16 protein-coding genes, 1 rRNA gene and 1 other annotated feature are annotated in these 23,245 nt (G+C 60.7%); of the genes, 2 read left to right on the top strand and 15 right to left on the bottom strand.

The genetic code is table 11. The features are described from left to right. The 3 genes from E6C55_RS27855 to E6C55_RS27845 all read right to left on the bottom strand — a co-directional run. Positions 1-216: ribosomal RNA gene (locus tag E6C55_RS27855) — 16S ribosomal RNA — on the bottom strand; the annotation flags it as partial. Positions 217-687: 471 nt separating this feature from the next. Continuing rightward, positions 688-1,644 carry a 3'-5' exoribonuclease YhaM family protein gene (locus tag E6C55_RS27850; protein WP_136373107.1) on the bottom strand — a complete coding sequence of 319 codons (957 nt, stop codon included), beginning with the start codon at positions 1,642-1,644 and terminating at the stop codon, positions 688-690. A 77-nt stretch (positions 1,645-1,721) separates the two neighbouring features. Further along, positions 1,722-2,819, bottom strand: a complete 1,098-nt coding sequence (locus E6C55_RS27845) for a serine hydrolase domain-containing protein (RefSeq protein ID WP_136373106.1) — start codon at positions 2,817-2,819, stop codon at positions 1,722-1,724. Positions 2,820-3,015: 196 nt separating this feature from the next. On the opposite strand from E6C55_RS27845, the gene E6C55_RS27840 reads away from it, so the two are divergent. Both E6C55_RS27840 and E6C55_RS27835 read left to right on the top strand, forming a co-directional pair. Further along, positions 3,016-3,897: a LysR family transcriptional regulator gene (locus E6C55_RS27840; RefSeq protein WP_168735915.1), complete on the top strand. Its 882-nt coding sequence runs from the start codon at positions 3,016-3,018 to the stop codon at positions 3,895-3,897. A 328-nt stretch (positions 3,898-4,225) separates the two neighbouring features. After that, positions 4,226-4,969: a cupin domain-containing protein gene (locus tag E6C55_RS27835; protein ID WP_136373104.1), complete on the top strand. Its 744-nt coding sequence runs from the start codon at positions 4,226-4,228 to the stop codon at positions 4,967-4,969. 136 nt (positions 4,970-5,105) lie between these two features. Here the strand turns inward: E6C55_RS27835 and E6C55_RS27830 are convergent, their stop codons facing one another. From E6C55_RS27830 to E6C55_RS27780, 12 genes are all read right to left on the bottom strand, one after another. Beyond that, positions 5,106-6,737, bottom strand: a complete 1,632-nt coding sequence (locus tag E6C55_RS27830) for an MHYT domain-containing protein (protein WP_136373103.1) — start codon at positions 6,735-6,737, stop codon at positions 5,106-5,108. A 118-nt stretch (positions 6,738-6,855) separates the two neighbouring features. Then, positions 6,856-8,430, bottom strand: coding sequence for a 2-isopropylmalate synthase (locus E6C55_RS27825; RefSeq protein WP_136373102.1), 1,575 nt, complete (start codon positions 8,428-8,430; stop codon positions 6,856-6,858). 152 nt (positions 8,431-8,582) lie between these two features. Further along, positions 8,583-8,821, bottom strand: a binding site (T-box leader). A gap of 138 nt (positions 8,822-8,959) precedes the next feature. Then, a complete protein-coding gene (locus E6C55_RS27820) occupies positions 8,960-9,982 on the bottom strand; it encodes an ROK family protein (protein WP_136373101.1) in 1,023 nt (340 codons plus the stop codon). Continuing rightward, positions 9,979-10,611, bottom strand: a complete 633-nt coding sequence (locus E6C55_RS27815) for a D-sedoheptulose-7-phosphate isomerase (RefSeq protein ID WP_136373100.1) — start codon at positions 10,609-10,611, stop codon at positions 9,979-9,981. The genes E6C55_RS27820 and E6C55_RS27815 overlap by 4 nt, the downstream gene beginning before the upstream one ends. Positions 10,612-10,770: 159 nt before the next feature. Next, complete coding sequence (locus tag E6C55_RS27810; protein WP_168735914.1) at positions 10,771-11,661, bottom strand: helix-turn-helix domain-containing protein; 891 nt, start codon at positions 11,659-11,661, stop codon at positions 10,771-10,773. Between the two features lie 1,174 nt (positions 11,662-12,835). After that, positions 12,836-12,976 carry a hypothetical protein gene (locus E6C55_RS33965; protein WP_168735913.1) on the bottom strand — a complete coding sequence of 47 codons (141 nt, stop codon included), beginning with the start codon at positions 12,974-12,976 and terminating at the stop codon, positions 12,836-12,838. A 90-nt stretch (positions 12,977-13,066) separates the two neighbouring features. After that, complete coding sequence (locus E6C55_RS27805; RefSeq protein ID WP_136373098.1) at positions 13,067-13,981, bottom strand: hypothetical protein; 915 nt, start codon at positions 13,979-13,981, stop codon at positions 13,067-13,069. Between the two features lie 105 nt (positions 13,982-14,086). Next, positions 14,087-16,867, bottom strand: coding sequence for a discoidin domain-containing protein (locus E6C55_RS27800; protein ID WP_136373097.1), 2,781 nt, complete (start codon positions 16,865-16,867; stop codon positions 14,087-14,089). 133 nt (positions 16,868-17,000) lie between these two features. Next, complete coding sequence (locus tag E6C55_RS27795; RefSeq protein WP_136373096.1) at positions 17,001-18,611, bottom strand: response regulator; 1,611 nt, start codon at positions 18,609-18,611, stop codon at positions 17,001-17,003. Continuing rightward, complete coding sequence (locus tag E6C55_RS27790) at positions 18,604-20,376, bottom strand: cache domain-containing sensor histidine kinase (protein WP_136373095.1); 1,773 nt, start codon at positions 20,374-20,376, stop codon at positions 18,604-18,606. Before E6C55_RS27790 ends, E6C55_RS27795 begins: the two co-directional genes overlap by 8 nt. A gap of 116 nt (positions 20,377-20,492) precedes the next feature. After that, positions 20,493-22,256 (bottom strand): type 2 periplasmic-binding domain-containing protein, encoded by a 1,764-nt coding sequence (locus E6C55_RS27785; RefSeq protein ID WP_136373094.1) that lies wholly within the window; start codon positions 22,254-22,256, stop codon positions 20,493-20,495. 79 nt (positions 22,257-22,335) lie between these two features. Then, a complete protein-coding gene (locus tag E6C55_RS27780; RefSeq protein WP_136373093.1) occupies positions 22,336-23,220 on the bottom strand; it encodes a carbohydrate ABC transporter permease in 885 nt (294 codons plus the stop codon). Positions 23,221-23,245 lie beyond the last annotated feature (25 nt).

Here is a 23,245-nt window from a genome sequence, read left to right as displayed (position 1 = left end):
CCGAAACCGTGTTTCCCAAGCCCGAGATGCCCCAGGCTTGCGTATCCGGTCTTAGCATTCGTTTCCGAATGTTATCCCGGTCTTGAGGGCAGGTTGCCTACGTGTTACTCACCCGTCCGCCGCTAAGCCATCCCCGAAGGAATAACTCCGCTCGACTTGCATGTATTAGGCACGCCGCCAGCGTTCGTCCTGAGCCAGGATCAAACTCTCCATAAAGGGACTTTCGACGGCAGGGTTTCCGCGAGGAAATCCCGAGAGTCGAAATGTCCAACTGTGAAGAACCTTGAAGGCTCGTTCTGTACTGCTGGTTTGTCTCGCAGAACCGAAGCTCCGCTCGACGATTTCATTACGCTCGATGTTCAGTTTTCAAGGAACAAGGGTTCTAGCAGATCGCTCTCGCGAATCTCGGTTGCGACCGCCGTTTCAGCGGCGCGAGAAATAATGTACCACGAACCGCAAGGCGAATGCAACAGGTATTTTCTCCCATCTGCAACCTTTGTTCCCCGCCGCTCGAATGAATATGAAATTTCACATTTTCGTGCGAGCAATGATCCGCGTCCCAACCGCCAGCGGGCGGCGGAACTCCGTCCAAAAAGACAAAGGGCGCGCGATAGAGGCCGGTCTCCCCGATCCCCTTGTCCGCTCTCGCCCTCCGTCTTCCCTCTAGCCCCTCGGGCCTCGTCTTCGTTATATTTTCAGCCGGTAAATCGCCTTGTTCTCCAGCCCGCGGATCATCGGCGTCCATTCTTCCGAATCCGGGGTTGTCGCCAGCGCGTCCTCGACCATCTGCAGCTTCGCGTCCATCGCATCGATGAAGTGCAGCGCGACCGCCTCCGCGGTCTGCGGCTGAACCGGGCTCCCCCACTCGCCGAGGTTGTGATGGGACAGCACGAGATGCTGCAGCCCGAGCACCTTCTCCGACTCCGTCGGAATGCCGAGCTTCACCGCCGCCTCCACAATCCACGCCGACGCGAGCGCGATATGCCCGATCAGCTTGCCCGTGTTGCTGTAGTCCGAGACGATGCCCATCTCCGCGTTCATCTCGTCGGGCTTCGCGATGTCGTGCAGAATAATGCCTGCCTTCAATAAATCGGCGTTCAGGAACGGCCGCTGCCGGCAGAGGAATTCGCCAAGCTCCAGCATGCGCACCATATGGTAAGCAAGGCCGCCGTAATAGGCATGGTGATGCGTCTTCGCCGCCGGATAATGTGCGAGCCGATCTTCCACCTTCTCCAGGCAATACGCGACAATCCGGCGAATCTCCTCATCGCCGATACCGTCCTTCGTCTGCTCGATAATGCGAACAAGATCCTTCGAATCGATCGGCGCGGAGCGGATAAAGTCCGTCAGCGACACGCCGTCCGCCGGCGTTGCGGGACGCATCTTCGTGATCTTGATCTGAGGCTTCTCGCGATACAGATGGACCATTCCGCGCACCTTCACGAGGCCCATCGCGAAGAATGTCTCTTTATCCGTCGCCGATGCATCCCAGAACTTCGCCGGAAGCTGGCCGCTGGAATCGCATAATACGATATCGAAATAGTCTTTGGGGGGCGTCGCGTTCGTCTGGCGGATCTCCAATTCCTTCAATAAATAGAAGCCTTCGAACTCGTCCTGCGGCTTCATTTGCTTGATTAACGTCATTTGCTGGTTCCTCCCCCTGTCGATAGTGCCATTATACTAGGGAAGGTTAAATTTTGATATATTATCGGAGCAAACAGTTACCGGAGCGAGGGCGTAAGGCCCAGCGCCTTCCGCAGCTCTTGAAGGATCTCCGTTCCCGCCGACTGCGGCGTGTACAGATTGTTCGCATAGGCGACCGCCAGCTCGTTGTCCGGATCGGCGAACGCCGTTGAACCGCCGTAGCCGCCGTGGCCGAAAGCGTTGATGCCGCCCATCTTCGAGCCCTCGCCCCCAAGGGCGTAGCCGAGGCCCATCGCATGAACCTCGCCGTCCGGCGTCACGAGCGGCTCGGTCGCAAGCTTCATGCGCGCGCGCGGCAGCAGTTCGATGCCGTCGACGCCGCCGGGCAGCAGCGCCGCGTAATGTCGGGCCAGCGCGCGGGCGGTCATGATGCCGTTGCTGGCCGGGACGCAGGCGCGGCGCGCATCCGCACGGTTCATCCAGGCGTGCAGCGGCTGAATCCAGGCGGGAATCGACTGCGGCCCCGTCGTCTGCAGCGCGGAAGCGCTGAACCCGGGCTCCTCCAGGTAAGCGACGCGCGGCTCGGCTTCGTCCGGAATGCCGACGAACATGCCGTCCGCGATGCCGAGCGGTTCACAGATGTCCTCGCGCATCATGCGGGAAAAAGAGCGGCCATCGATGCGCCGGGCGATCTCGCCGAGAATCCAGCCGTAGGTGATGGCGTGGTATTCGCGATGCGTGCCGGGCTCCCAATGCGGCTCCAGCCTGGCGACGGCGGCGCACATCGCGTCCCAATCGGCGACGTCTGTCAGGGCGAGTCCCTCCGGCATATAGGGGATGCCCGAAGTATGGTTCAGCGCGTGACGGACGGTCACCTCCAACTTGCCGCCGGCCGCGAATTCCGGCCATATGTCGGCGATCCTCGTCTCGTATGACAGCTTCCCGCGTTCGACCAGCAAGTGAATAACGGTCGCCGCCACGCCCTTGGTCGTCGAAAACACCGGGAACAGCGTGTCGCCGTCCACCTGCCGGCCCGTGCGCATATCGGCGACGCCGGCCCAGACGTCGGCGACGAGCCGGCCGCGATGATAGGCGGCCAACTGCACGCCCCGCTCGCGGCCCTGCTTGACCGCCTCGTCAAGCACCTTCTGCATGCGCTTATGTACTTTGTTCATTATGTGCTGCCTCCCTGTCGATGCGCGGCTCTCTTTTATTGAAACTCCGCGAATGAGAGCGGTTGCTTCCTCGATACAGTGTCGATTGTACAAGGTGCCGATTCGTTAGTAAAATACATATATAGAATGGTATTTATAACTTATATGAATAAATAAAGCGAAGCCGAACACGGGCAAAATGGAGGGGATGCGCGGCATGGAGTTTCGTCAGCTTGTCTACTTTTTGGAAGTCGCACGGCACGGCAGCTTCACCAGGGCGGGAGAGCGGCTTCACGTCTCCCAGCCGAACTTGAGCAAGACGATCCGCTCGCTGGAGGAAGAGCTCGGCGCGACGCTGTTCAATCGCTCGACCCGCAAGGCGCAGCTGACGGAAGCGGGCGAGCTGCTGCGCCTGCACGCGCAGACGGTGACGAATGCGGTTGAAGGACTGCAGGCCGCCTTCGCGGATTTGACGGAGCTGCGCAGCGGCAGCATCAAGCTGGGACTTCCGCCGGTCATCGGGGCGACCCTGTTCCCTTCGCTGATCGGGCGCTTCCAGGAGAAGTATCCGCGCGTTGCGCTGTCTTTCGTCGAACACGGCAGCCGGGTGCTGGAGCAAGCCGTCCGGGACGGCGACCTCGAGCTCGCGGTCATCATGCTGCCGGTCGAGGAGAGCCTGTTTAACGTCGCGCCGATCATCCGCGGTCAAATCGCGCTCGGCGTGCATCCGAACCATCGGTTGGCGAATCGCGCCGAGGTGGCGCTGAAGGAGCTGCGGGAGGAAAAGTTTATTCTGTTCGGCAACACCTTCAAGGTGAACAACAATGTGCGGGACATGTGCATCCGCGAAGGGTTCGAGCCGAACATCGTGTACGAAAGCTCGCATTGGGACTTCATGTTCGAGATGGTGGCGGCGGGGCTCGGCATTACGTTGCTGCCCGAGCTGATTTACGGCCAGGCGGCCGAGGGACGCATCCGCGTCATTCGACGGCTCGAACCGCAAATTCCGTGGAATCTGGCGATCATCTGGCGCAAAGACCGGTACTTATCGCAGGCTGCGAGAGGGTTTATCGATTTTGCGAGAGAGGAATTTAAGTAATACCGTTCGGGCTCCCCCCTCAGAATCAAATTTATGTGAAAAACCGCATACATTCGTCTCCCCCCACCCTCGATTGACCGATTTTATACGAAAATCACATACAATTGGCTTCCGGCGACCTCGTATGACCGTTTTTATGCAAAAAATCACATAGAATCGCTGTCTGCCCCCTTACGTGATGATTTCTATGATAAAAACCACATACATTGCGAAAAAGAGAAGCAGCCGCGCAAAACCGGACGGGGAACCCGCGAATGGGCGAATGCATATATTGCCGAAGCGAAGCGCGCCGAGATGCGCGCATACGAGAAAGGCAGGGATTCGCCGCATGGCATACTCCGATCTGGCGTTCGGGTCGCCGGACACGCAGTTTAGCTTCGACTTGAACGGCAATACGCTGTTCAAGAAGGACGACCGCAATTACATCAATTCGCTCGGGATCGCCAACCTGAACACGCTCGGAGACACGTCTCTGCTCGATATTTTCCTCAGCACCGGCAACGTCATCGAGCCTCACTATCATCAGAACGCCAGCGAACTCGTCTACTGCATCGCCGGCGCGGCTGTCGTCTCCGTTCTGAATCCGATCTCGAAGCAGTTGCTGAACTTCCCGATCACCCCCGGGCAGGTCGCCAACGTGCCGCGCGGCTGGTGGCACTATGAGATCGCGACGGCCGACGGCACGCATCTGCTCGCCATCTTCGACGCGCCGACGCCGGAGGTCATTCTCGGCTCCGACATTCTGCGGCTGACGCCGGCGAACATCTGGGCGCACACGTATTGCCTCGACGAGAAGCTCGTCAAGACGACATTCGCGCCGATTACGCAGTCCGTCTTCATCGGACCGCCCGCCTCGTGCGCGAAGCCGATCCACGCCGTTCAAGGGCAGACTCAGGAGCAGGCTGTTTACGATGCCCGGCACTTGAGCTACGGAGCCTCGCAGGGTTTTGCAGCGCCGCAGGGCTATTCCGCTCCGCAAGGCTATTCGGTTCCGCACAGCTATTCGAGCCCACAGGGACATTCGGTTCCGCAAGGGTATTACCTTCCGCCTTCCCAGGATCTCAGGCTGTAACCGCTCGGCAACGCGCGAAGGCCGGAACCGAAGCCGCTCCTCTCCCGAGCTGGCTCCGATTCCGGCCTTCGCCGCATTACGCTTGTCCTGATTATGCTTGCCCCGATTACGCTTGTCCCGATTACGCTTGTCCCGATTACGCTTGCCCCGCCGCCGATTCCAATCGCGCCGCTTCCGTCTGCAGCGCCTCCGGTTCCGGCCCGATCGGCAGCCAGCAGGAGAAGACGCTGCCCTTGCCGTACTCGCTGGCGACACGAATGTCGCCCCCCATCAGGCCGCAGAACCTCTGGCTGATCGCGAGCCCAAGCCCCGTCCCGCCGTACTTGCGCGTCGTCGACGAATCCGCTTGCGTAAACGGCTGGAACAACTGGTCGAGCTGCTCGGGCGTCATGCCGATTCCCGTGTCCTTAACCCGGAATACGTAGCCTTGGCGAGTGCCGCGCGCCATCCGCTCGATCGTCAGGTCGACGCTTCCTTCCTTCGTGAACTTGCAGGCGTTGCCAAGCAGATTGATCAGCACCTGCCGGAGCTTGACGACATCGACCGTGATGAGGTCGTCCTCGCAGCGGCACGAGAGCTTGTTGCCGTTCGCTTCGACAAGCGGCAGCACCGCCGCCTTCACGTCCGAAGCCAGCTCGGCCAAGCGGCAGGACTCGTAGAATACGTCCATCTTCCCCGCTTCGATCTTCGAGATGTCGAGGATGTCGTTGATCATCTCGAGCAGATGCCTGCCCGACTTCGTAATCTTGGCGAGATCGCCCGCGTAGCCGTCGTGGCCGTTCTCCTCCGCCTCCTCGGCGAGCATCTCGCCGTAACCGATAATCGCGTTCAGCGGAGTTCGCAGCTCGTGGCTCATGTTGGCGAGGAATTGGCTCTTGACGAGATTGGCCCGGATCGCTTCGTCGTGGGCCTTCTCCAATTCGGCCGTCCGCTTCGCCACAAGCTCCTCGAGATGCTCGTTCATCTCTCGCAATTCTTCATTAATAAGCTGAATCTCGAGCTGCTTCTCCATAATCTCGGAGTCCTTGGTCGAGAATCGCTTCGAGATCACGATGCCGATCAGCGAGATCGTCAGCGTGACGAGCGTGCCGAACCCGATGAAGAAGGCCAGCCACTTGTGATTCAGGTTGACCCCGGTGGAGAGCACGGAGTTCCCGCCCGGCATGAACGTCGAGCCCCTCATGCCCGTGTAGTGCATGCCCGCGATCGCGGCTCCCATGATCGCGGCGCTGACGAGCTTCTTCCAGACGGCGGACGATCCGCTCTCCTTGCGGAAGATCAGGCCGAGCCAGAGCGCCGCGACCGAAGCGACAAGCGCGATAACGATCGACAAGGTGAAGAAGAACGGATCGTAGTCGATCTCCACGATCATCGCTTCCATCCCGATATAGTGCATCGCCGAGATGCCGGTCGCCAGCAGCACGCCCCCGAGGATGAGCCGCGCAAGCGCGACCTTCTCCTTGCTCAGCACGAGCAGGGCGACGACGGACGCCGCGATCGCGGCCACGACGGAGATCGCAACGACCACGATGTCATACGATACCTCGAACGGAAGCCGGTAGGACAGCATGCCGATGAAGTGCATGGACCAGATGCCCATCCCCATCACGACGCCGCCGAACAGAATCCAGAGCAAGCGGCTCCGTCCCCGCACCTCGCTTACCCGAACGGCCAGGTCCAGAAGGGTGTAGGACGACACCGCAGCGACAAGGTAAGAGAATATAACGAGAAGCATATCGTGCTGGCCGTGGACATGCCCCATGTGCATAAGCTCCCATTCCTCCTCTACCTCATACGATTAACCGAATAAAGCTATCCGGTCGTGCCGTTGGAAGTTGATTCCTACACCGATTGAACCACAAGATGTGACGCTCGGCAACAAATTTCTAGCCTTGCTTCATCGCGGGCTGCTCATCCAGCACGGCGGCGTTGATTCCGTTCAGGAACGCCTGCGCGCTGGCCTTGATAATATCCGTATCCATCGCGCGTCCGGAATAGATCTTGCCCTGATGCTCGATCCGAATGCTGACGCGTCCGACCGCTTCCGTTCCTCGCGAGAGGCTGTTGATCTTGTAGTCCTTGAGCTCGACATCCATGCCGGTGAGCGTCTTCAGCACGCCGTACAGCGCGTCGATCGGGCCGTCGCCGACCGCCGTTCCCGTGAATGTCTCCTCGCCGCGCCTCAACTGAACCGTCGCCGTCGGGAACTTGTTGTTGCTGATCGCCTGGAACGAATCCAGCTCGAACAGTTGCCGGTCCGCCGCCGGAATGTCGCGGTGCTTCGTGAGCAGATAGAACACGTCGTGGTCGTACACTTCCTTCTTCGCGTCGGCGAGCGCCAGGAACTGCTTGAACAACTGCTCGAAGTCGTCGCCTTCGCCCGGCTCGAAGCCCATCTTCTCCACCGCGTTCTTGAACGCGTGGCGCCCCGAGCGGGCCGTCAGGATGAGTTCCATGCTGTCGCCGCCGATCTCTTCCGCGGACATGATCTCGTACACGTTCTTATCCTTAAGCAATCCGTCCTGGTGAATGCCGGAGGAATGCGCGAACGCGTTGTCGCCGGTAATCGCCTTGTTGACCTGGACGTCGAGCCCCGTCAGCAGGCTGACCAACTTCGACGAGCGCAGCAGCTCCTTCGTGACGATGTCCGTATGGCAGTTGTAGAAGTTCTCGCGCACCTTGATGCCCATGACGACTTCCTCGAGCGAAGCGTTGCCGGCCCGCTCGCCGAGGCCGTTGATCGTGCACTCGACCTTGTCGGCCCCGTTGCGCACCGCGCTCAGCGTGTTGGCCGTCGCCATGCCCAGATCGTTGTGGCAATGGACGCTCAGCACAACCTTGTCGTTCAAGTTCTTCAGCCGGTCTTTGATGCGGCGGATCAGGTCGCCGAATTCCTCCGGCACGGCGTAACCGACCGTGTCCGGTACATTGATCATCGTCGCGCCCGCCTTCACGACGGCCTCGATCGTCTTCCACAGATACTCGAACTCCGAACGGGAAGCATCCTCCGTGGAATATTGAACGTGGGGAAGCAGCGTTCTGGCATACTTGACCGCATCGACTCCCATCTGCATAATCGCGTCTTTGGACCGGTTGAATTTTTTCTCCACGTGGACGTTCGACGTTCCCAGCACGATATGGATAAGCGGGCTCTGCGCCAGCTTGATGCTCTCATAGACGGAATCGATGTCGCTCCTGACCGCGCGGGCCAGAGCGGTAATGGACACGCTGTCGCCGACGCTCTCCACGATCTGCTGCACGGCCTGGAAGTCGCCGAGCGACGACGCCGGGAAGCCCGCCTCGATGATGTCGACGTTCAGTCGCTTAAGCTGCTGGGCGACCTCGAGCTTCTGCCGCATGTTCAGCTTGGCGCCGGGCACTTGCTCGCCGTCGCGCAGCGTAGTGTCGAGGACGATGATTTTGCGGCTGTTTATTGAATTCCCTGAATGTTCTGCACTCATTGGATTGGCCTCCTTATGGCGTTAGGAATCGCGGATCTGGGTCTGGGTTGAGTCTGGATCTTGGATCTGGATCTGGACCTTGGATCTGAATCTATATCAAGCGAGGCGCTCGGAATCCGGATTTCCGAACGCAAAAAAACCCCGTCTCTACGCATAGAGACGAGGTTTGAACTCGCGGTACCACTCTAATTCGCTCCCGAAGGAGCAATCTTGTTCGATGGCCATCACCATCTATCCCTGTAACGGTGGAATTCCGTCTTACCCTACATGCGTGCATGGTCGGGCAGCCGTTCATAGACGAGTTCGATGAGATCGACGCTGCCGTTTCGCACCACCCAACGGCTCTCTGGAAGGTCAGTTCCCATTTACTATTTCTAATCGCAACATTTGTGCTATGCGGTTGTGGTAGCTATTCTACGCCTCCGCCTTGCGGTTGTCAACCGAACCTGCGCGGAGATTTTATGCGGATAGTTATGCGGAGGTCTGCACTGAGGTCTGCACTGAGGTGTGCTCGAGGTGCGGCGGCGCTTCACGCTGAACCGACTGAACCGACCGAACCGAACCCCGGACCGCGGCGCTCCTCCAGCGCATGCAGCGCAACGGACAAGCCTGCATAGTCGCCGATCTGCTCCTGCAGCTCGGACGGCAGCACGCGGCAGACACCGAGCGAGACCGGCAGCGCTTCGCGGCGCAGCGATTCCAGCATGACCGGCTCCAGCAGGGAGTGCAGCCGGCCGTAAATGCTGCCGATGACGATCGCTTCCGGATTCAGCAGGTCGACGAGCACCGCCAGCCCGCGGCCAAGCTGCTCGGCAACAAGCCGCAGCGCCTTCAGCGCCGTCTCGTCCCCTGCATAGGCGGCTTCGCCGACAGTCCGGGCGCTGATCGAATCGAGGCCGTCCCGGCTGAGGCAATACGCGGGAGCCTCCCCCCGCTGCAGCTTCTCCAGCGCCAGCGTCGCCGCCAACTGCGCGATTCCGCCGCCGCTGCAGAAGCCTTCGAACGACCCCGCCTTGCCGTAGCCGACAGGACCGTATGCCTCCATCCGCATGTGTCCGATCTCGCCTGCCATGTCGTTGGCGCCGGCATGAAGCCGCCCGCCGAGAATTAACCCGGCCCCCATCCCGGTGCCGAAGGTCAGGAACGCCATATGGCTGCAGCCGCGCCCGGCTCCCCACTTCCACTCCGCAAGCGCGCAGGCGTTCGCATCGTTCTGCAGAGCGACGGGAATGGCGTCGCCGAATCGCTCGCGGAACGGCCGCACCGCATCGACGCGGTCCCAGCCCGGCAGGTTCGGGGGAGAGAGCAGCAATCCCCGGGCGCTGTCCAGCGGCCCTCCGCAACTGATGCCGACGGCGTCCGGAGGACACGTCCCGTGCGTCTCCAGCAGCCTGTCCAGCATGGCGATCAACTGCGCGATCGTCTCCTCCGGCTTACCCGGCGTCGGGCATTGCAGCTTGCCGATCAGATCGGGCCGCTCACCTCCCTGATGCACGCCCAGGCTGACTGCGCACTTGGTTCCGCCGATATCGATTCCTGCCAGCAGAGTCATAGCGGGAACAGCGCCTCCTCGATCGCGATGCACAGCGCGTGATAGATCGGCAGATGGCGCTCCTGAATGTCGGGCGTGCGCTCGTACGGCACCCGAATGGCGACGTCGCATACGTCCCGCAGCTTGCCTCCGCCGCTTCCGGTGAAGCCGATCACCGGGATGCCCACAACCCGCGCGACCTGGGCTGCGCAGACGATGCTGGCGGAGTTGCCCGATGTGCTGATCGCAATCAGCGCATCCTCCGGCTTGGCGTAACCGTAAACCTGCTGGGCGTAAATCATCTCCGGGTCCACATCGTTGGCATAGGCCGATGTGAGCGCTCCGTGCGCAACCAGCGACAGCGCGGGCAGCGCTCCTTGCAGCCGCCCGGCGAGCCCGGCTCCCTTGCCCGGCCAGACGGCCTCGAAGCGCAGGCGCTCCGTCTCGCCAAGCGGCCTTTTGCTCATAAAACCCTTCATCAGCTCGCCTACGATATGGTCGCAGTCGGCGGCACTCCCGCCGTTGCCGCACAGCAGCAGCTTGCCGCCGCGCCGGTACGCCGAGAGACAGATGTCCAGCGCCCGCTCCAACTCCTCCTCGATCCCGTCCAGCTCCGGGTACCGCTCGATCAATCTTGCGAATGTTCTCATCGCCCCGCCCCTCCGTTGTCCTTCTTGCTTGCTCTTGGCAGATGAGCCCGGCGGAGAATCGTCTCCAACCCGGCCCCCTCTCTCCAGAGTGTAGCGGGGGTCGCTTTATCTTGGCTTCCTTTGCATTCGGAATAATTGCACTTTCTTCGGATCGGCTGCTTATTCCTTCCGTTCGGTCCCATCGCCGCCGTTCTTGCGGACCCGGCTCGGCGAGAGACCGTAATGCTGCTTATACGCGCGGATAAAATAAGGCAGCGAATTAAAGCCCGACTCGTAGGCGATGTCCGTAATCGGCAAGACCGAGCAGCGCACCAGCTTATCCGCATAGGCCAGCCGCAGCTTGAGCACGTACAGCCGGAACGGCTGGCCGACCCACTCATGGAACTTCTCGCTGAAGTAATTGGCCGACAGGTTGACGGACGACGCGGCCTGCTGCAGCGTAACCGGCTCGCGGTAATGTCTGTGCACGTAGGCGAGGCAACGCTTCTTCATCTGCTGCTCCGGCTCCCCCGCATGCGCCGCATCGGTCCCGCCAACCGCAGGCGAGCCTGACGCATCGTCCATCTCCCGCAGCAGATCGAGCAGCAGACGGTTAAGCGTGTAGCGGATCGCCAGCCGCCGCCCCCGGCGCTGTCCGGCCAACTCCGCCTGCATCCGACGAAGCTCGCCCAGGAACCGCGCCTGCGCATCGCCCGCGGGAAGCGCGGCCAGCGGTCCGTTCCGGGCAATCAGCAATTGCCACACCTCCTCATCGATCCATTCCTCCGAAAATTTCACATTGATGAGCCGCAGCCGTTCGTTCGGGTGCACCAGTACGTGATGAGCGTCTACCGGCGTGAGCACGTACAGCCTTCCCGGAATCAGCGGCATGTCGACGCCGTTGATGCGTTGATAGGCGTCCCCCGCCAGGACAAACTCCAATTCGTAGAAGTCGTGGCCGTGCAGCTCCCAGGAACGGTCCACCTCGTATTCGGACAGCGCGAAGCTCAGCCCGTCCTTCTCCATGTAATCGTCGCCATAGAGCCGCTCAAGCCATTCTTTTCTTCTCAACGGTTCCCCCGCCTTCCTGATAGCTCTACTATACGACGAGAGGGACACGCTGTCTTCTGCCAATACCTGAAGTTTGTGCAACTTTTCCGGAGTGGGAGGAAAATCGGCTGGAGAGCGCTCGCGGCGCTGGACTGTTCCTGTGATGCCGATTGCGATTGCGTAGGTCGATGGACGAGGGGCCGCCTCGGCTATGCGGGCCGCTTTTGGCGTAACGCATTTAGACAAAAAAGTCCCGCCGCCCCAAAAATCCGCCTGAATTTTAGCATGCATCCAGATCTGGTCCGGCGCGGTCGGCATGTCGGTGAGAGGCAAGACAGAGGGGAGCGCGGTTGGGTTCACGTTCTGTGATCCCATCGAACTTTCTTTTCTCATCGAACTTTCTCATACCGTCGAACGCTCGCTCGCCTTCTTTCCGCCCCTCAAGACAAATTCCATATTATGGTCGTTACAAGTGGGTATCCCTCTTTTGAACGCTTATGCCTCTTCTCCCCGCGGCTCAGGAACCTCCCATTACCGCTCATCTCCTTCGACCTCAGGGTCGGCCTGTTCACCTGCACGCAGCACAGAGGCCGTACCGATCATCGCCGACCTTCGTTGCATCGACCATTGCCGTCCCCCGACCGCCGCCGTGTTATCCCCTATACATTCCTATCCTGAACGAGCGGGAGAGGAGACCTAATACCGCCAGAGGGGATAAGGCACGGTCCGGATGACCGCATACGCAAAATTTTCATGGCAGGGGATGACAACCATTCGGGTTGTTATAGCTGTTTTTCGCATACATTCGGCGCGACGAGTTGCTTTTGGCGGAATGTATGTGGTTTTTAGCATACATTCGGCGCGACGAGCCACTTTTGGCGGAATGTATGTGGTTTTTCGCATACATTCGGCGCGACGAGCCGCTTTCGGCGGAATGTATGTGGTTTTTCGCATACATTCCACGCGGCGAGTTGCTTTTGGCGGAATATATGTGGTTTTAGCATACATTCGGCGCGACGAGCTGCTTTTGGCGGAATGTGTGTGGTTTTTCATATACATTCGGCGCGAAGAGTTGCTTTTGGCGGAATGTATGTGGTTTTTAGCACAAAACGGCCTCAGGGGCCGTTTTGCGAGGGGGATGTATGTGGTTTTGCGCACTCGTGTTCATGGGGCGTTGAGCGAGCCGGAGATCGTCCTAGCGGGCGTCCTGCCCGCGCGGAGTCCATTCCGTCGGCTGCGTCTTGCGACTGCGCCGGTCGTTCGCCATTGCCGCGAACAGGCAGAAGGCCCCGAGAATGACGAGTACGAACGTTGTTGCGGGCAGCACGTAGTCCACTTTTCCTCCCCCTTGGCTCACAGCAATGATAATCATTGTCATCATTATAGCGTATCCGAAGGAATTCGCAATCCCCCAGCTTAGCCCGCATCAGCCTGCAGACAGGAAAGCGAGCATCTGCCGGACCGTCTCCTCCCCCACCTCGTATTCGAACCGCTCCTCTCCGTCCCGGAGCTCGATCGACTGCGGGTACGCCTTCATCTCAATCTCCTTCCCGTACAGATAGAAGGTCGCTTCCAGAGACGGCTCGGCGTTCGTGTCGCCAGCCTCCTTCACCAGCTTCTTGTCCGCTTGCAGGAACTCGACAGCCAACCTTCTGACCCGATACGATTGGGCAAAATAATACGTCCCGTCTCCGAAGGCAACACGCATAACTCCGCTGTTCAGCAGGCGGCTGGCGAGCGACTCCTCCGGAACATAGTCGGGTCTCTTCATCCATCCCTTGCCGAGGTTGGCCACCTCGGGCGATACCCGGTACCACAGCCCCGGCGCGTATTCGGGGAACTCGACGGACTCGCGGTTCACGATGTTCAAGACGTAAACTTGCCCGTTCTTCTCCGTCAGCCTCAACGCAAACGGGTCGATGTCGCTGTGTGCTCCGTTCGTATAATCCGCCGTTCCCTGAATGGCGAACAGATGCGACGCGTATTCCATCAAGCGCGGATCGTCAAGGACCGTCTCGGAGCCGTCGGCCAGCACGGCTATGGAGGTCCATTCGTGGGCGGAATCCGAGAATGCGGCGATCTCCGGAGCCGACTTCCTCCAGTTCTCCTTCTCGGGTTGCGCCTCAACCGCAGCCTCCTGCTTCGCCAACGTCTCTCTGAGTCGGGCGTTCTCTTGCCTTAGCTGCTCCGCGAGCGCCTCCGTCTCCGCAGCCCCTTCCATCTGCGCCGAGTAAACGTCCGATGAGACCCGATGCGCTCCGTTCGAATCGTTCTCGCATCCGCTTAAAGTCAGCCAAGCCGCCGCCGCAAGTCCGAGCCCCGTCCATCGTCGCTTGCCCATTGAATCACGTTCCTTTATTTTACATTTATTGCAAGTATATATTACAACCGATTCGCCCGTCAAAATAAAACGCCAGTCCGTCGGTTGCCCGACCCCGGCGTTCTATTATTCCCTCGATTCGACTCCGCTGCGGCCCCTCCTATTGCGAGACAGCCGCTCCTCCAACGGAAGCCGCTCGATCGCGTCGATGTCGCAGCTTCCGAAGCGCTCCTCCAGCTCCGAGAGCGGCTCCAGTTGGGCGACGGTGCACCAGGTCAGCCACACGTCGATCGGGCGGCAGACGAATTCCGCGACGCCGATCCCTTCCTCGATGAGGCCGGGGAACGCGTAGCCTTTGGTTCCGTCGCCGTCCGCCAGCCGATTCACGTTATGCTGCAGCAGCAGCGCGACATGCAGGTAGTGGGCGTCGCCGGTGAACAGGTACAGCCGGTAAAATTGCGACGATTTATACGCCAGATACATGTCCGCGTACGTGTGGCCGGTGGCGACGATGCTCCGGCCGATCAGCCCGTCCTTGACGGGCGAACGGAATTGCGGCCCCCGACCGTCCACGGCTTTCTCGGGCCGTACGATCTCGTTGCGCCAGGAAGAGGCGGTTGTCGGCCGATGAAGGGCGAGCCGACGCCCGTCCGCTCCCCGCACATCGAGCGTCCACAGGCCGGGGCGCGAAGCGATCGAATGGGCTGAGTTGGTCGCATTGGTCGCATTGGTCGCATTGGTCGAGTTGATCGAGTTGATCGAGTTGGTCGAGTTGGTCGCATCACCCGTACCGTCCATGCCGATGATCGTCACCCGCACGTACCGCGCCTCCGCACCGGGGGCGAACACCTCCCATTCCTCGCCGTCACGGGACACTTCCAATTCGTACCTGTACGCCGCATCAGCCGGATAGAACTGCACCTCAACCGCCTGAACGGCTTCCGTCTGCTCCAGCTCCGTCGCGATCCATTGCGGCAACGTCCCGTCGCCCGCCTCCCAGTGCGTGCCGCCGTGATGCAGGCCGTAATTCCAGGCGAACATCCACGTCTCCGTGAAGTCCGCGGCTCCCCGCAACGCCTCCAGCCACTTGGCTTCGCCGGTATGCTCGTAGAGCGCGAGGAACGCGTTCATCGCCATCGCTCCCGCTTCCTTGTCGATCGTGTTGTCATTGTCCGACGTCCCGCCGACATAGCGGAACGACTCGTAGACGTGCCGATAGGCGTAGTCGCCCGCCCGCAGCGCCGCATCCCAATAGCGGCCGTCACCCGTCACGGAAGCCGAAGCCAGCCGCAGCAGGAACCGGATCGGATTGCTCGTGTTGTGCTTGCCGTGATGGACGGGAGTCCCGGCCAGGTCGTACTCCCGGCAGAAGGAGCCGTCCTCGTTCTGGTTCGCCGCCAGCCAATTGCCGAAGGCGGCCGCATACCTCAGCCATTCCCCCCGCTCTTCGCCGCGCTCCTTCAGGAACCGATACGCCTCCAAGGCGCCTTCCATCCCATCCGATATCGTCCGCAAGTCGACCGTTCGATTCGTGAAGACGCCCGTTCCTGCGAAGAACGGCTCGTACCACGTCTTCGGAAGGCCGCTTGGCGTCATGGAGCGGCTCGCCCAGAAGTCGACGATGGCGGCGCCCTTCGCAACGAGCCCGGGTTCCCCCCGCAAGCACCCGTAACGGATCATCTGATAGGCCGCCGGCAACTGCTGACCGACGAAGCCCATCACCATCGCATGGCCGGTCACCTCCCCGGTCGGCAGTTGCGACTTGAACGGCAGGCCAGTCACGCCGTTGTAGTCCCGACAATAGTCGTCAAGCAGCCGCACCGCATGGTCGTACACGGAAGATACATCGAGGCGTTCGATTCCGGGCCCCGCGCCCTCGTAGTAAAACCGCCAAGAGCCCGTCATCGCCTCCGCGTAATCGCGGGACTTGTTGTCCAGGCGCATAACGAGGCGATAGCCGTGCGACAGCCCCGGCCGGAGCGGGTGGCAGCGCCGAATCCACGGCACGCTTCCGTCGATGTAGTTGATGTCCCCTTCCCAGCCGGGGTACACAAATTGCAGCTTCGGCGCCGCGTCAACCCGGATGCCGAAGCTCCCGTATTGCATCGATTCGTCCACAAGCCACTCCGGGCTGCCCTCGTCCGCCTCCGAGGACGGGGCGGCATCGCCGTGTCCGACGGCCAGCGACTCGCCCGAACGCGGTTCTCTCATCATAAGGAACGGCAGCGCCAGCCTCATCTCGCGCATATGGATATCGGAACGCGAATAGTCGCTGGCGATCGCCTTCTTGACGACGTGCTCGTTGCCCTTGTACCAGACGCCCGGCGCGAACATCTCGTAATCGCTCAAGACTCCTCCCGCCGCCGGCTCCGCGCTAAGCACCGAGCTGAACCCGACCGCATCGCTCCCCGCCGAGACGACCGTCACCTGCCGCGAGAGCCGGAACACTCCCCCGGTCCCGGTCGCGCTCCTCCCCCTGTTGCCGTTATTGTCCGTATCCGGCTCGAACGTCTCCGCCTCGTACACGTCCTCCGCGCGGATTACCGTGCCCCCGCCGCTCGCCGCTTCCCCTTCCAGCAGCAGCCGACCGGCTTCCGCGCGGCAAGCCCGATACGTTCCGCAGACAAGCAGCGGTTCGCCCGCGGCGCTCTTCAGCCAGACGGACACCGGCTTCTCCAGCTTGACGACTTTGGCCGACTTGCTCATTGGCTTCGCTCGATCCGCCATTACCGCCTTGCCCGCCTCGCCTGCCTTCCCCGTCTTATCCGTCTTAACCGCCTCGTCCGTCTCCTCCGGCCGAGCTCCGTCCCCCCGCTCCTCGCGATAAATCTCGACGGCATACCCGCCCTCCGCGGCCGGAACGACGGCAAGCCGATACGAGCCGGAGACTAGACTCCATTCCCTCATGCCGCACCTTCTCCTCCCCTTGGCCCATGAATCTGTTCCGCCAGCTTGCTCCTGTCCTGCCTTCTTTATCCGCTGCCTGCTGCCGCCCCGCAATCTTTTCCCCCGCCGGTTCCTTGCTTTTGGCCGCTCGACCCTACAACATCTTGCGATAGTCGCCCGGGCTGATGCCGGCGTAATTGCGGAAGTGCAGATACAGGTGATTCGTGTTCTTGTAGCCGACCTTCTCGGCGATGTCCGCGATCGACCATCTCGGGTCGCGCAGCAGCTTCTTCGCTTCCTCGACGCGAATCTCGTTGATGTAGTCGTTGAAGTACTTGCCCGTCTCCTTCTTGAACAACTGACCCAGATACCCCGACGTGATGTAGAACATGCCGGCGATCTTCTTCAGGTTGATGTCTTCCCAGTAATGGCCGCGAATGTAGGCGACGATGCCGGCGATCTCCGAAGCGGGCGGCGCTTCCCGCGTCTTCCGCAGGAACTCCGAGATGCCCTCGCACAGCGCGGCAAGCTCCCGAGCTGCCTCCTCCCGGCTCCTCAGCTCCGCAATCCAGTCGGCATCGCCGTAGCGGTCCGCGTACAGCCGCTTCCAATCCCCTTCGTGCTCGATCACAAGCCGCGACAGCGGCAGGATCGCGAACACGATCGCGCTGCGAATCGCGCCGAGCGTCGCCGACCGCTCCTCGAGCTCCCGGAACAGCGCGCGCAGCTCGGCCTCCCAGCCGTCGCGGCTCCCGCGCGCGACCGCTTCCCTCAGCCGATCCGCCTGCCACTCCAGCGACCAGGCGGGCACAAAGCGCTGCAATTGCTCGTCGGCGAAAATCTGCTCGTGCGGATCGAAGAACGCCTTGCCGAGCGCCGCCTTCGCCAGCTCGCAGGAACGGACGATCGCCGAAGCGTGCCCGACCGTCGTTCCCGCCCCGACCATCACCTTCGCCTTGGCGTAATCGCGGGTGAAGTCGACGATCTGCCGCAGCAGCGGGGCAATCGCCTCGTTCCCCAGCTCCTCGTCCCGGCCGACAAGAAGAATGCCGAACCGCAGCTCGCTCTCCTCGAACACGATCCCGTTGCCATCGCCGTTGCCGTTGCCGCGTCCGCCGTCTCCGCCGAACGTCTTCACGGTGTCCTCAAGGATGTTGCGCACGGCGAACCGGATCAGATGAATGTCGCTCTCCCGCAGCTCCAGCAGCATATCGCCGTAATCGGCCAGCTCCACGAGCAGCACACGGAAGTAATGCCGCTCGAGCAGCGCCTGCCAGCGCATCGTCTCGGCGACGTCCTCCCGAATCGCTTCCCCGCGAACGAGCTTCTGGAAGAAGTAGTCGTGCACCCACTTGTCCCGCCTCCGCTCCTCGTAGCGGATCGACCATTCGTCCTCCAGCTTCTGCTTGATGCCGGCGAGCACGCCGCGCAGCTCGTCCTCGTCGACCGGCTTGAGCAGGTAGCTGCTCACCCCGTGCTGAATCGCCGTCTTCGCATAAGCGAAGTCGTCGTAGCCGCTCAGGATAATAATCTGGGCGTCCGGGTCAAGCTCCTTGACGCTCCGGGACAGTTGCAGGCCGTTCATCCCCGGCATCTTGATGTCGGTGATGAGCAGATTCGGCCGCTCCTTCTTGTACAGCTCGAGCGCCTCGTCGCCGTCCTCCGCTTCGCCGACGATGACGAAGCCCTCCGCATACCAGTCGATGACGCGCTTCAGCCCTTGGCGAATATCGAACTCGTCGTCCGCGATAATGACTCTAAACATGCGGATTCTCCCCCGTCTGCCCCTGATGTCTCGGCAAGCTCAGCGTCACCGTCGTCCCTTCGCCTTCCGCGCTGTCCACGGTCAGCCCGTAGCCTTCCCCGTAATGAAGCGCGATCCGGTCGTGAACGTTCTGCAAGCCAATCGCCCGCCTCTCCTTGCGCTCGCTTCCCGTCTGGCTCAGCGCCTGCCGAATGCGCTCCAGCCTGCCGCCGTCGATGCCGATCCCGTCGTCGCGGATGACGATCCGGACCGTATCTCCCTCCTCCTTGACGGAGATGGCGATGACGCCCTTGCCCTTCTTGTTCTCGATGCCGTGCTTGATCGCGTTCTCCACGATCGGCTGCACGATCAGCTTCGGCACCTTAAGCGCGAGCAGCGATTCGTCGACGCCAAGCTGCTCCGATATTTTGTCGTGGAACCTCGCCTTCTGAATGTCGATATAGCTGCGCACGAACTCCATCTCCTCCTCCAGGCGGACGACGTCCTCATGCCAGTTGAGCGATTTCCGCAGGATTTTCGACAGATTGCGCACCATGCCCGCCGTCTCGAGATTCTGGGCCGAAGTCGTCGCCGTAATGAGCTTCATCCGGATCGACTCGAGCGTATTGAACAGGAAGTGCGGGTTGATCTGGCTCTGCAGCGCATACAGCTCGGCGTCCCGCTTCTTAATCTGCGCGTCCTGGAGCGACAGCCGGATCACGTAGTTCTCCTCGATGGAGCTCTCCAGCCCCTCGACCATCTGGTTGAAGTTCTTGGTGAGCTGCCCGATCTCGTCCGCACCGCCTTCGTCCTTCACCTTGACCAGCTTGCCCTGCTTGACGAGCGTCATCGTGCGCAGCAGCTTGCGAATCCGATCCATAATCCGATTGAGGAAAATCACGATCAAACAGCAGGAAAGAAGCAGAGTGAGTCCAGTTACGACAAGGCTTGTGGTGCGAACCTGACGGGCTTCCTTCAGCAGGCTGTCGATCGGCGCTTCCGTGACGATTCGCCAGTCCGGCAGCGACTTGCCGTCGATCAGGGTGATGATGACCTTGTAATCCGAGCCGGAGTCGCTCTCTTCCTCCTCCAGCGATTCGTCCAGCGTCTTGTCGACAAGCGAGCGTTCGTTGGAGGAGACGATCCGGTTGTCTCTATCCACAATCGAGGTTCGCCGCTCCTTCGGGTCGCTCTCCTTCATCAGCGAATACAGCCGCTCCTCCTCGAACCGCAGGCTGACGACGCCGAACAGATTGCCGTTCAGATTGCGAATCGCTTTGCTCACGTACAGATCGCTTCCCGTCTTGCCCCACACGATGCCCGAGCCGGCCTCGACGGCGCGCGCGTATTCCGGCATCGCCTTCACCTTGTCGTCGATCCGCTCGTAGATGCCGAGGCCCGGCAGCAGCGTCTCGTTGACGAAGTAAATCTTCAGGTCCGTCGCGACGTTCTGCAGCCCGAAGTCGTACGTGATCGGCTTCAGGTAATATTGGTACGCGTCGATGCTGTCCATCATATCGCTGTAATCGTTAAGCGGGTTGAGGTAATAATGCAGCGTCTCGTCCATGCCGAAGCGCGTCACGAGATCCGCGTACTGCTGCAGCAGATCCTGCACGTTGTTGCCCATTTGCTCCGCCGACTCCTGGGTCAGCTCCGTCGTCTGGCGGATGATCTGGTTCTCCGATACGTTCAGGATCACTTGCGCGATGAGCAGGAGCGGGATGAAGACGGAGAAGAAGTACACGATGATCAGCTTGGTTCTTAACGTTAAGTTGGTCCACTTCATGTTGGTCTCGTCCCACTCCCGCTTCCGATAAATAGGTTAAAGAGGGGAACGAATTCCCCCCTCGAATGGCGCTCTTGCCCGTTATGTTGAACGCTTGAATGCCGCTTGGCCGCCGCTTACTGAAGAGCGCTCAGCTTCGTCTTGTTCGCGTCGAACCCTTCCTTGTAGAAGGCCATTACCTGCTCGATGCCCATGTCGTTCAGCTCGCCGATGAACTTCGTCTTCGCCGTCTCGAACGCCGCGTCGTCCTTGGAGAAGATCACCCTCGCGATGTTCATGTCGAGGTACGTCTTGATCTTCTGCTCCAGCAGCGCGACATCGCTGTTCGGGTCCGGCTTGACCGGGTCGATCAGGGACGTGTTGACGGAATAGTTCTCGCGCGTCTCGAAGATCTGCGTCGGATAATTCAGCCCGTTATCCTCGATATACTTCTTCTCCGGCGTCGTCATGCTGTCGACGTAGCGCTCCGGCGCGTTGTCGCCGTACTTCACCTTCCAGCCCTTGTCCGCATTGATCGGCTTGCCGTTGATGATGAAGTTCGGCGCCATGTACGCGTTGCCGACCTTCTTCGCGGCATCCGGGTCCGACGGCACGTTCGGGTCGACCGGCAGCGTCTTCGGCACGCCGTTATCCATGCTCCACAGCTTGCCTTCCGGCCCGTTCCACATCAGCTCCACGCCGTCCCAGCTCGCCGCGAAGTTCATGAACTTCATGACCGCTTCCTGCTTCTTCGAGCCCTTGGCGATCGACCACAGCATGTTGTTGCCGACCGGCGACGAGAAGCGGAAGAACGTGTTGTTCGCCTTCGCGTCCAGCAGCGTCGGGATGAAGCCCTTCACCGTGTCGCCGCTCCCGCGAATGACGTCGTTCGGCCAGCCGATCTGCCAGTTCGCGAGGCCGAGGTGGTAACGGAGCGCCTTGCCCTTGTCTTGCACCTGCTGAGCCTTCATCGTCGCCGATTCCGGGTCGAGCAGGCCTTCGCGGTACGCCTTGTTCCAGAAGCTCATCGCCTTCCAGAAGGAATTGTTCTCGTCCGTGAACCTTGGCACGAGCTCGTTCTTCTCGATGTCCAGGTAGTTGAAGCCGCCGACCCCGGCGAAGCCGTCGTTGTGCGACGTGTTCCAGTCGACGTAGTCCCAGCCGCCGGAATCCGCGAACGGAATGCCGGTCAGATAAGTCTTCTGCCCTTCGGCATTCGTCGGCTCGAGCTCCTGCGCCTTCTTGCCGTAAGCGATCAGATCGTCCAGGCTCTTCAGCTCGCCGAGGCCGGACTGCTCCAGCAGATCGCCGCGAATCTGGAAGACGAGGTCATATCCCATCGGATAGAAGCTCTCGTCGCCGATCAGGCCGGGCACGAAGTACAGATTGTCCTTGCCTTCGGAATACATAAGCTTGCTGTAGTCGAGGCCTTCCTTGACGTTGGCCGTCAGATCGGAGCCGTACTGGGCGATCAGATCGTCCAGCGGCGTGATCATATCGTTCTTGAGCAGCAGCTTGTTGATGTTCATATCGCCGGTGATGATCAGGTCCGGCAGGTCGTTCGTGGCGATCAGCGTCGCCAGGCGCTGGTTCGCCTCGTCCTGGTTGCCGCCCGTGTTCACGAATTCGAGCTTCACGCCGATGCGCTGCTCGATCTCGTCCATGACCGGATTGTCCAGCACATTGGACGGCAGCGTTCCCGTGTTGGCGTGGAACACCTTGATCGTCACGGTCTCCTGCTTCGCTGCGGACGCCGACTCCGTCGCCGCCTGCGCCGTGCCGCTTGCTTCGCTGCCCCCGCTTGCCCCGCTGTTTGCGTTGTTGTTCCCGCCGTTCGAGCAGGCCGTCATGAATGCCATGAGTGCGGCCAGCGTCGCGACTCCGATGGATGATTTTCTCACTGAAGTGCAACCTCCCTGTAAGGTCTATTCTCTATCTATTCGGCTCTCGCCGCAACAGATCAATCGTGAATCTTGCCGATCAGCCCTTGACCGCGCCGATCATTATGCCCTTGACAAAATACCGTTGCAGCCAAGGATATACGAGGAACACCGGGACGACGACGAGAACGGTAATGGTCATTCGCAGCGACGTCGGCGTAATCGTCAGCGTATCCTGCGTTGCCGCCAGCAGGGCCGCGTCGCGCAGGCTGTAGGACTGGCTCTGCAGGAAGCGCAGCAGCATGAGCTGAAGCGTCATGAGCTCCTGCCTCGTGTTGTAGAGCAGGTTGTCCATCCAGTTGTTCCACTGGCCGACCGCCGCGAAGATCGTGATCGTCGCCAGAATCGGCTTGGACAGCGGCAGGGCGATGCGCGCGAATACGGTGAAGTAGCCGGCCCCTTCCAGCATCGCCGCTTCCTCCAGCTCCGGAGGCAACTGCTCGAAGTACGTCTTGATGAGCACGAGGAAGAAGGCGTTGATCATGCCCGGGATGATGTACACCCAGAACGTGTTCAGCAGATGCAGATCGTAGATCAGAATGTAGTTCGGGATAAGCCCCGCGTTGATGTACATCGTCATCACGATGGCGATGTACATCGGCTTGCGGAAGGGGGTCGCCCGCTTCGTCAGGCCGAACGCAAGCATCGAGCAGCCGATCAGCGTCAGCAGCGTTCCGAACACCGTCCGCCCGACCGAGATGAGCACCGGCCCGGTGAAGTCGTTCTTGCTGAAGATTTCGCTGTAATTCACCAGGGTCAGGCCGCGGGGCAGCAGGAAGCTCGGATTGCCCACGACCCGCGCCGGATCGGACAGCGAATAAATAAGAATGAAGTAGAACGGATAACAGGTCGCCAGCGCAAGCAGTCCGAGCGCGAGGTAGTTAAGCGAGCTGAATACCCGGTAGGACGGCGATTCCTTGATCATCGTAATTCCCTCCTTGCTTCGCGGC

It is taken from the genome of Cohnella fermenti, assembly GCF_004801405.1.
Lineage (GTDB): Bacteria > Bacillota > Bacilli > Paenibacillales > Paenibacillaceae > Cohnella > Cohnella fermenti.
Note: the sequence above shows the minus strand (reverse complement) of the source record. Positions and strands in the feature narration are given on the sequence as shown.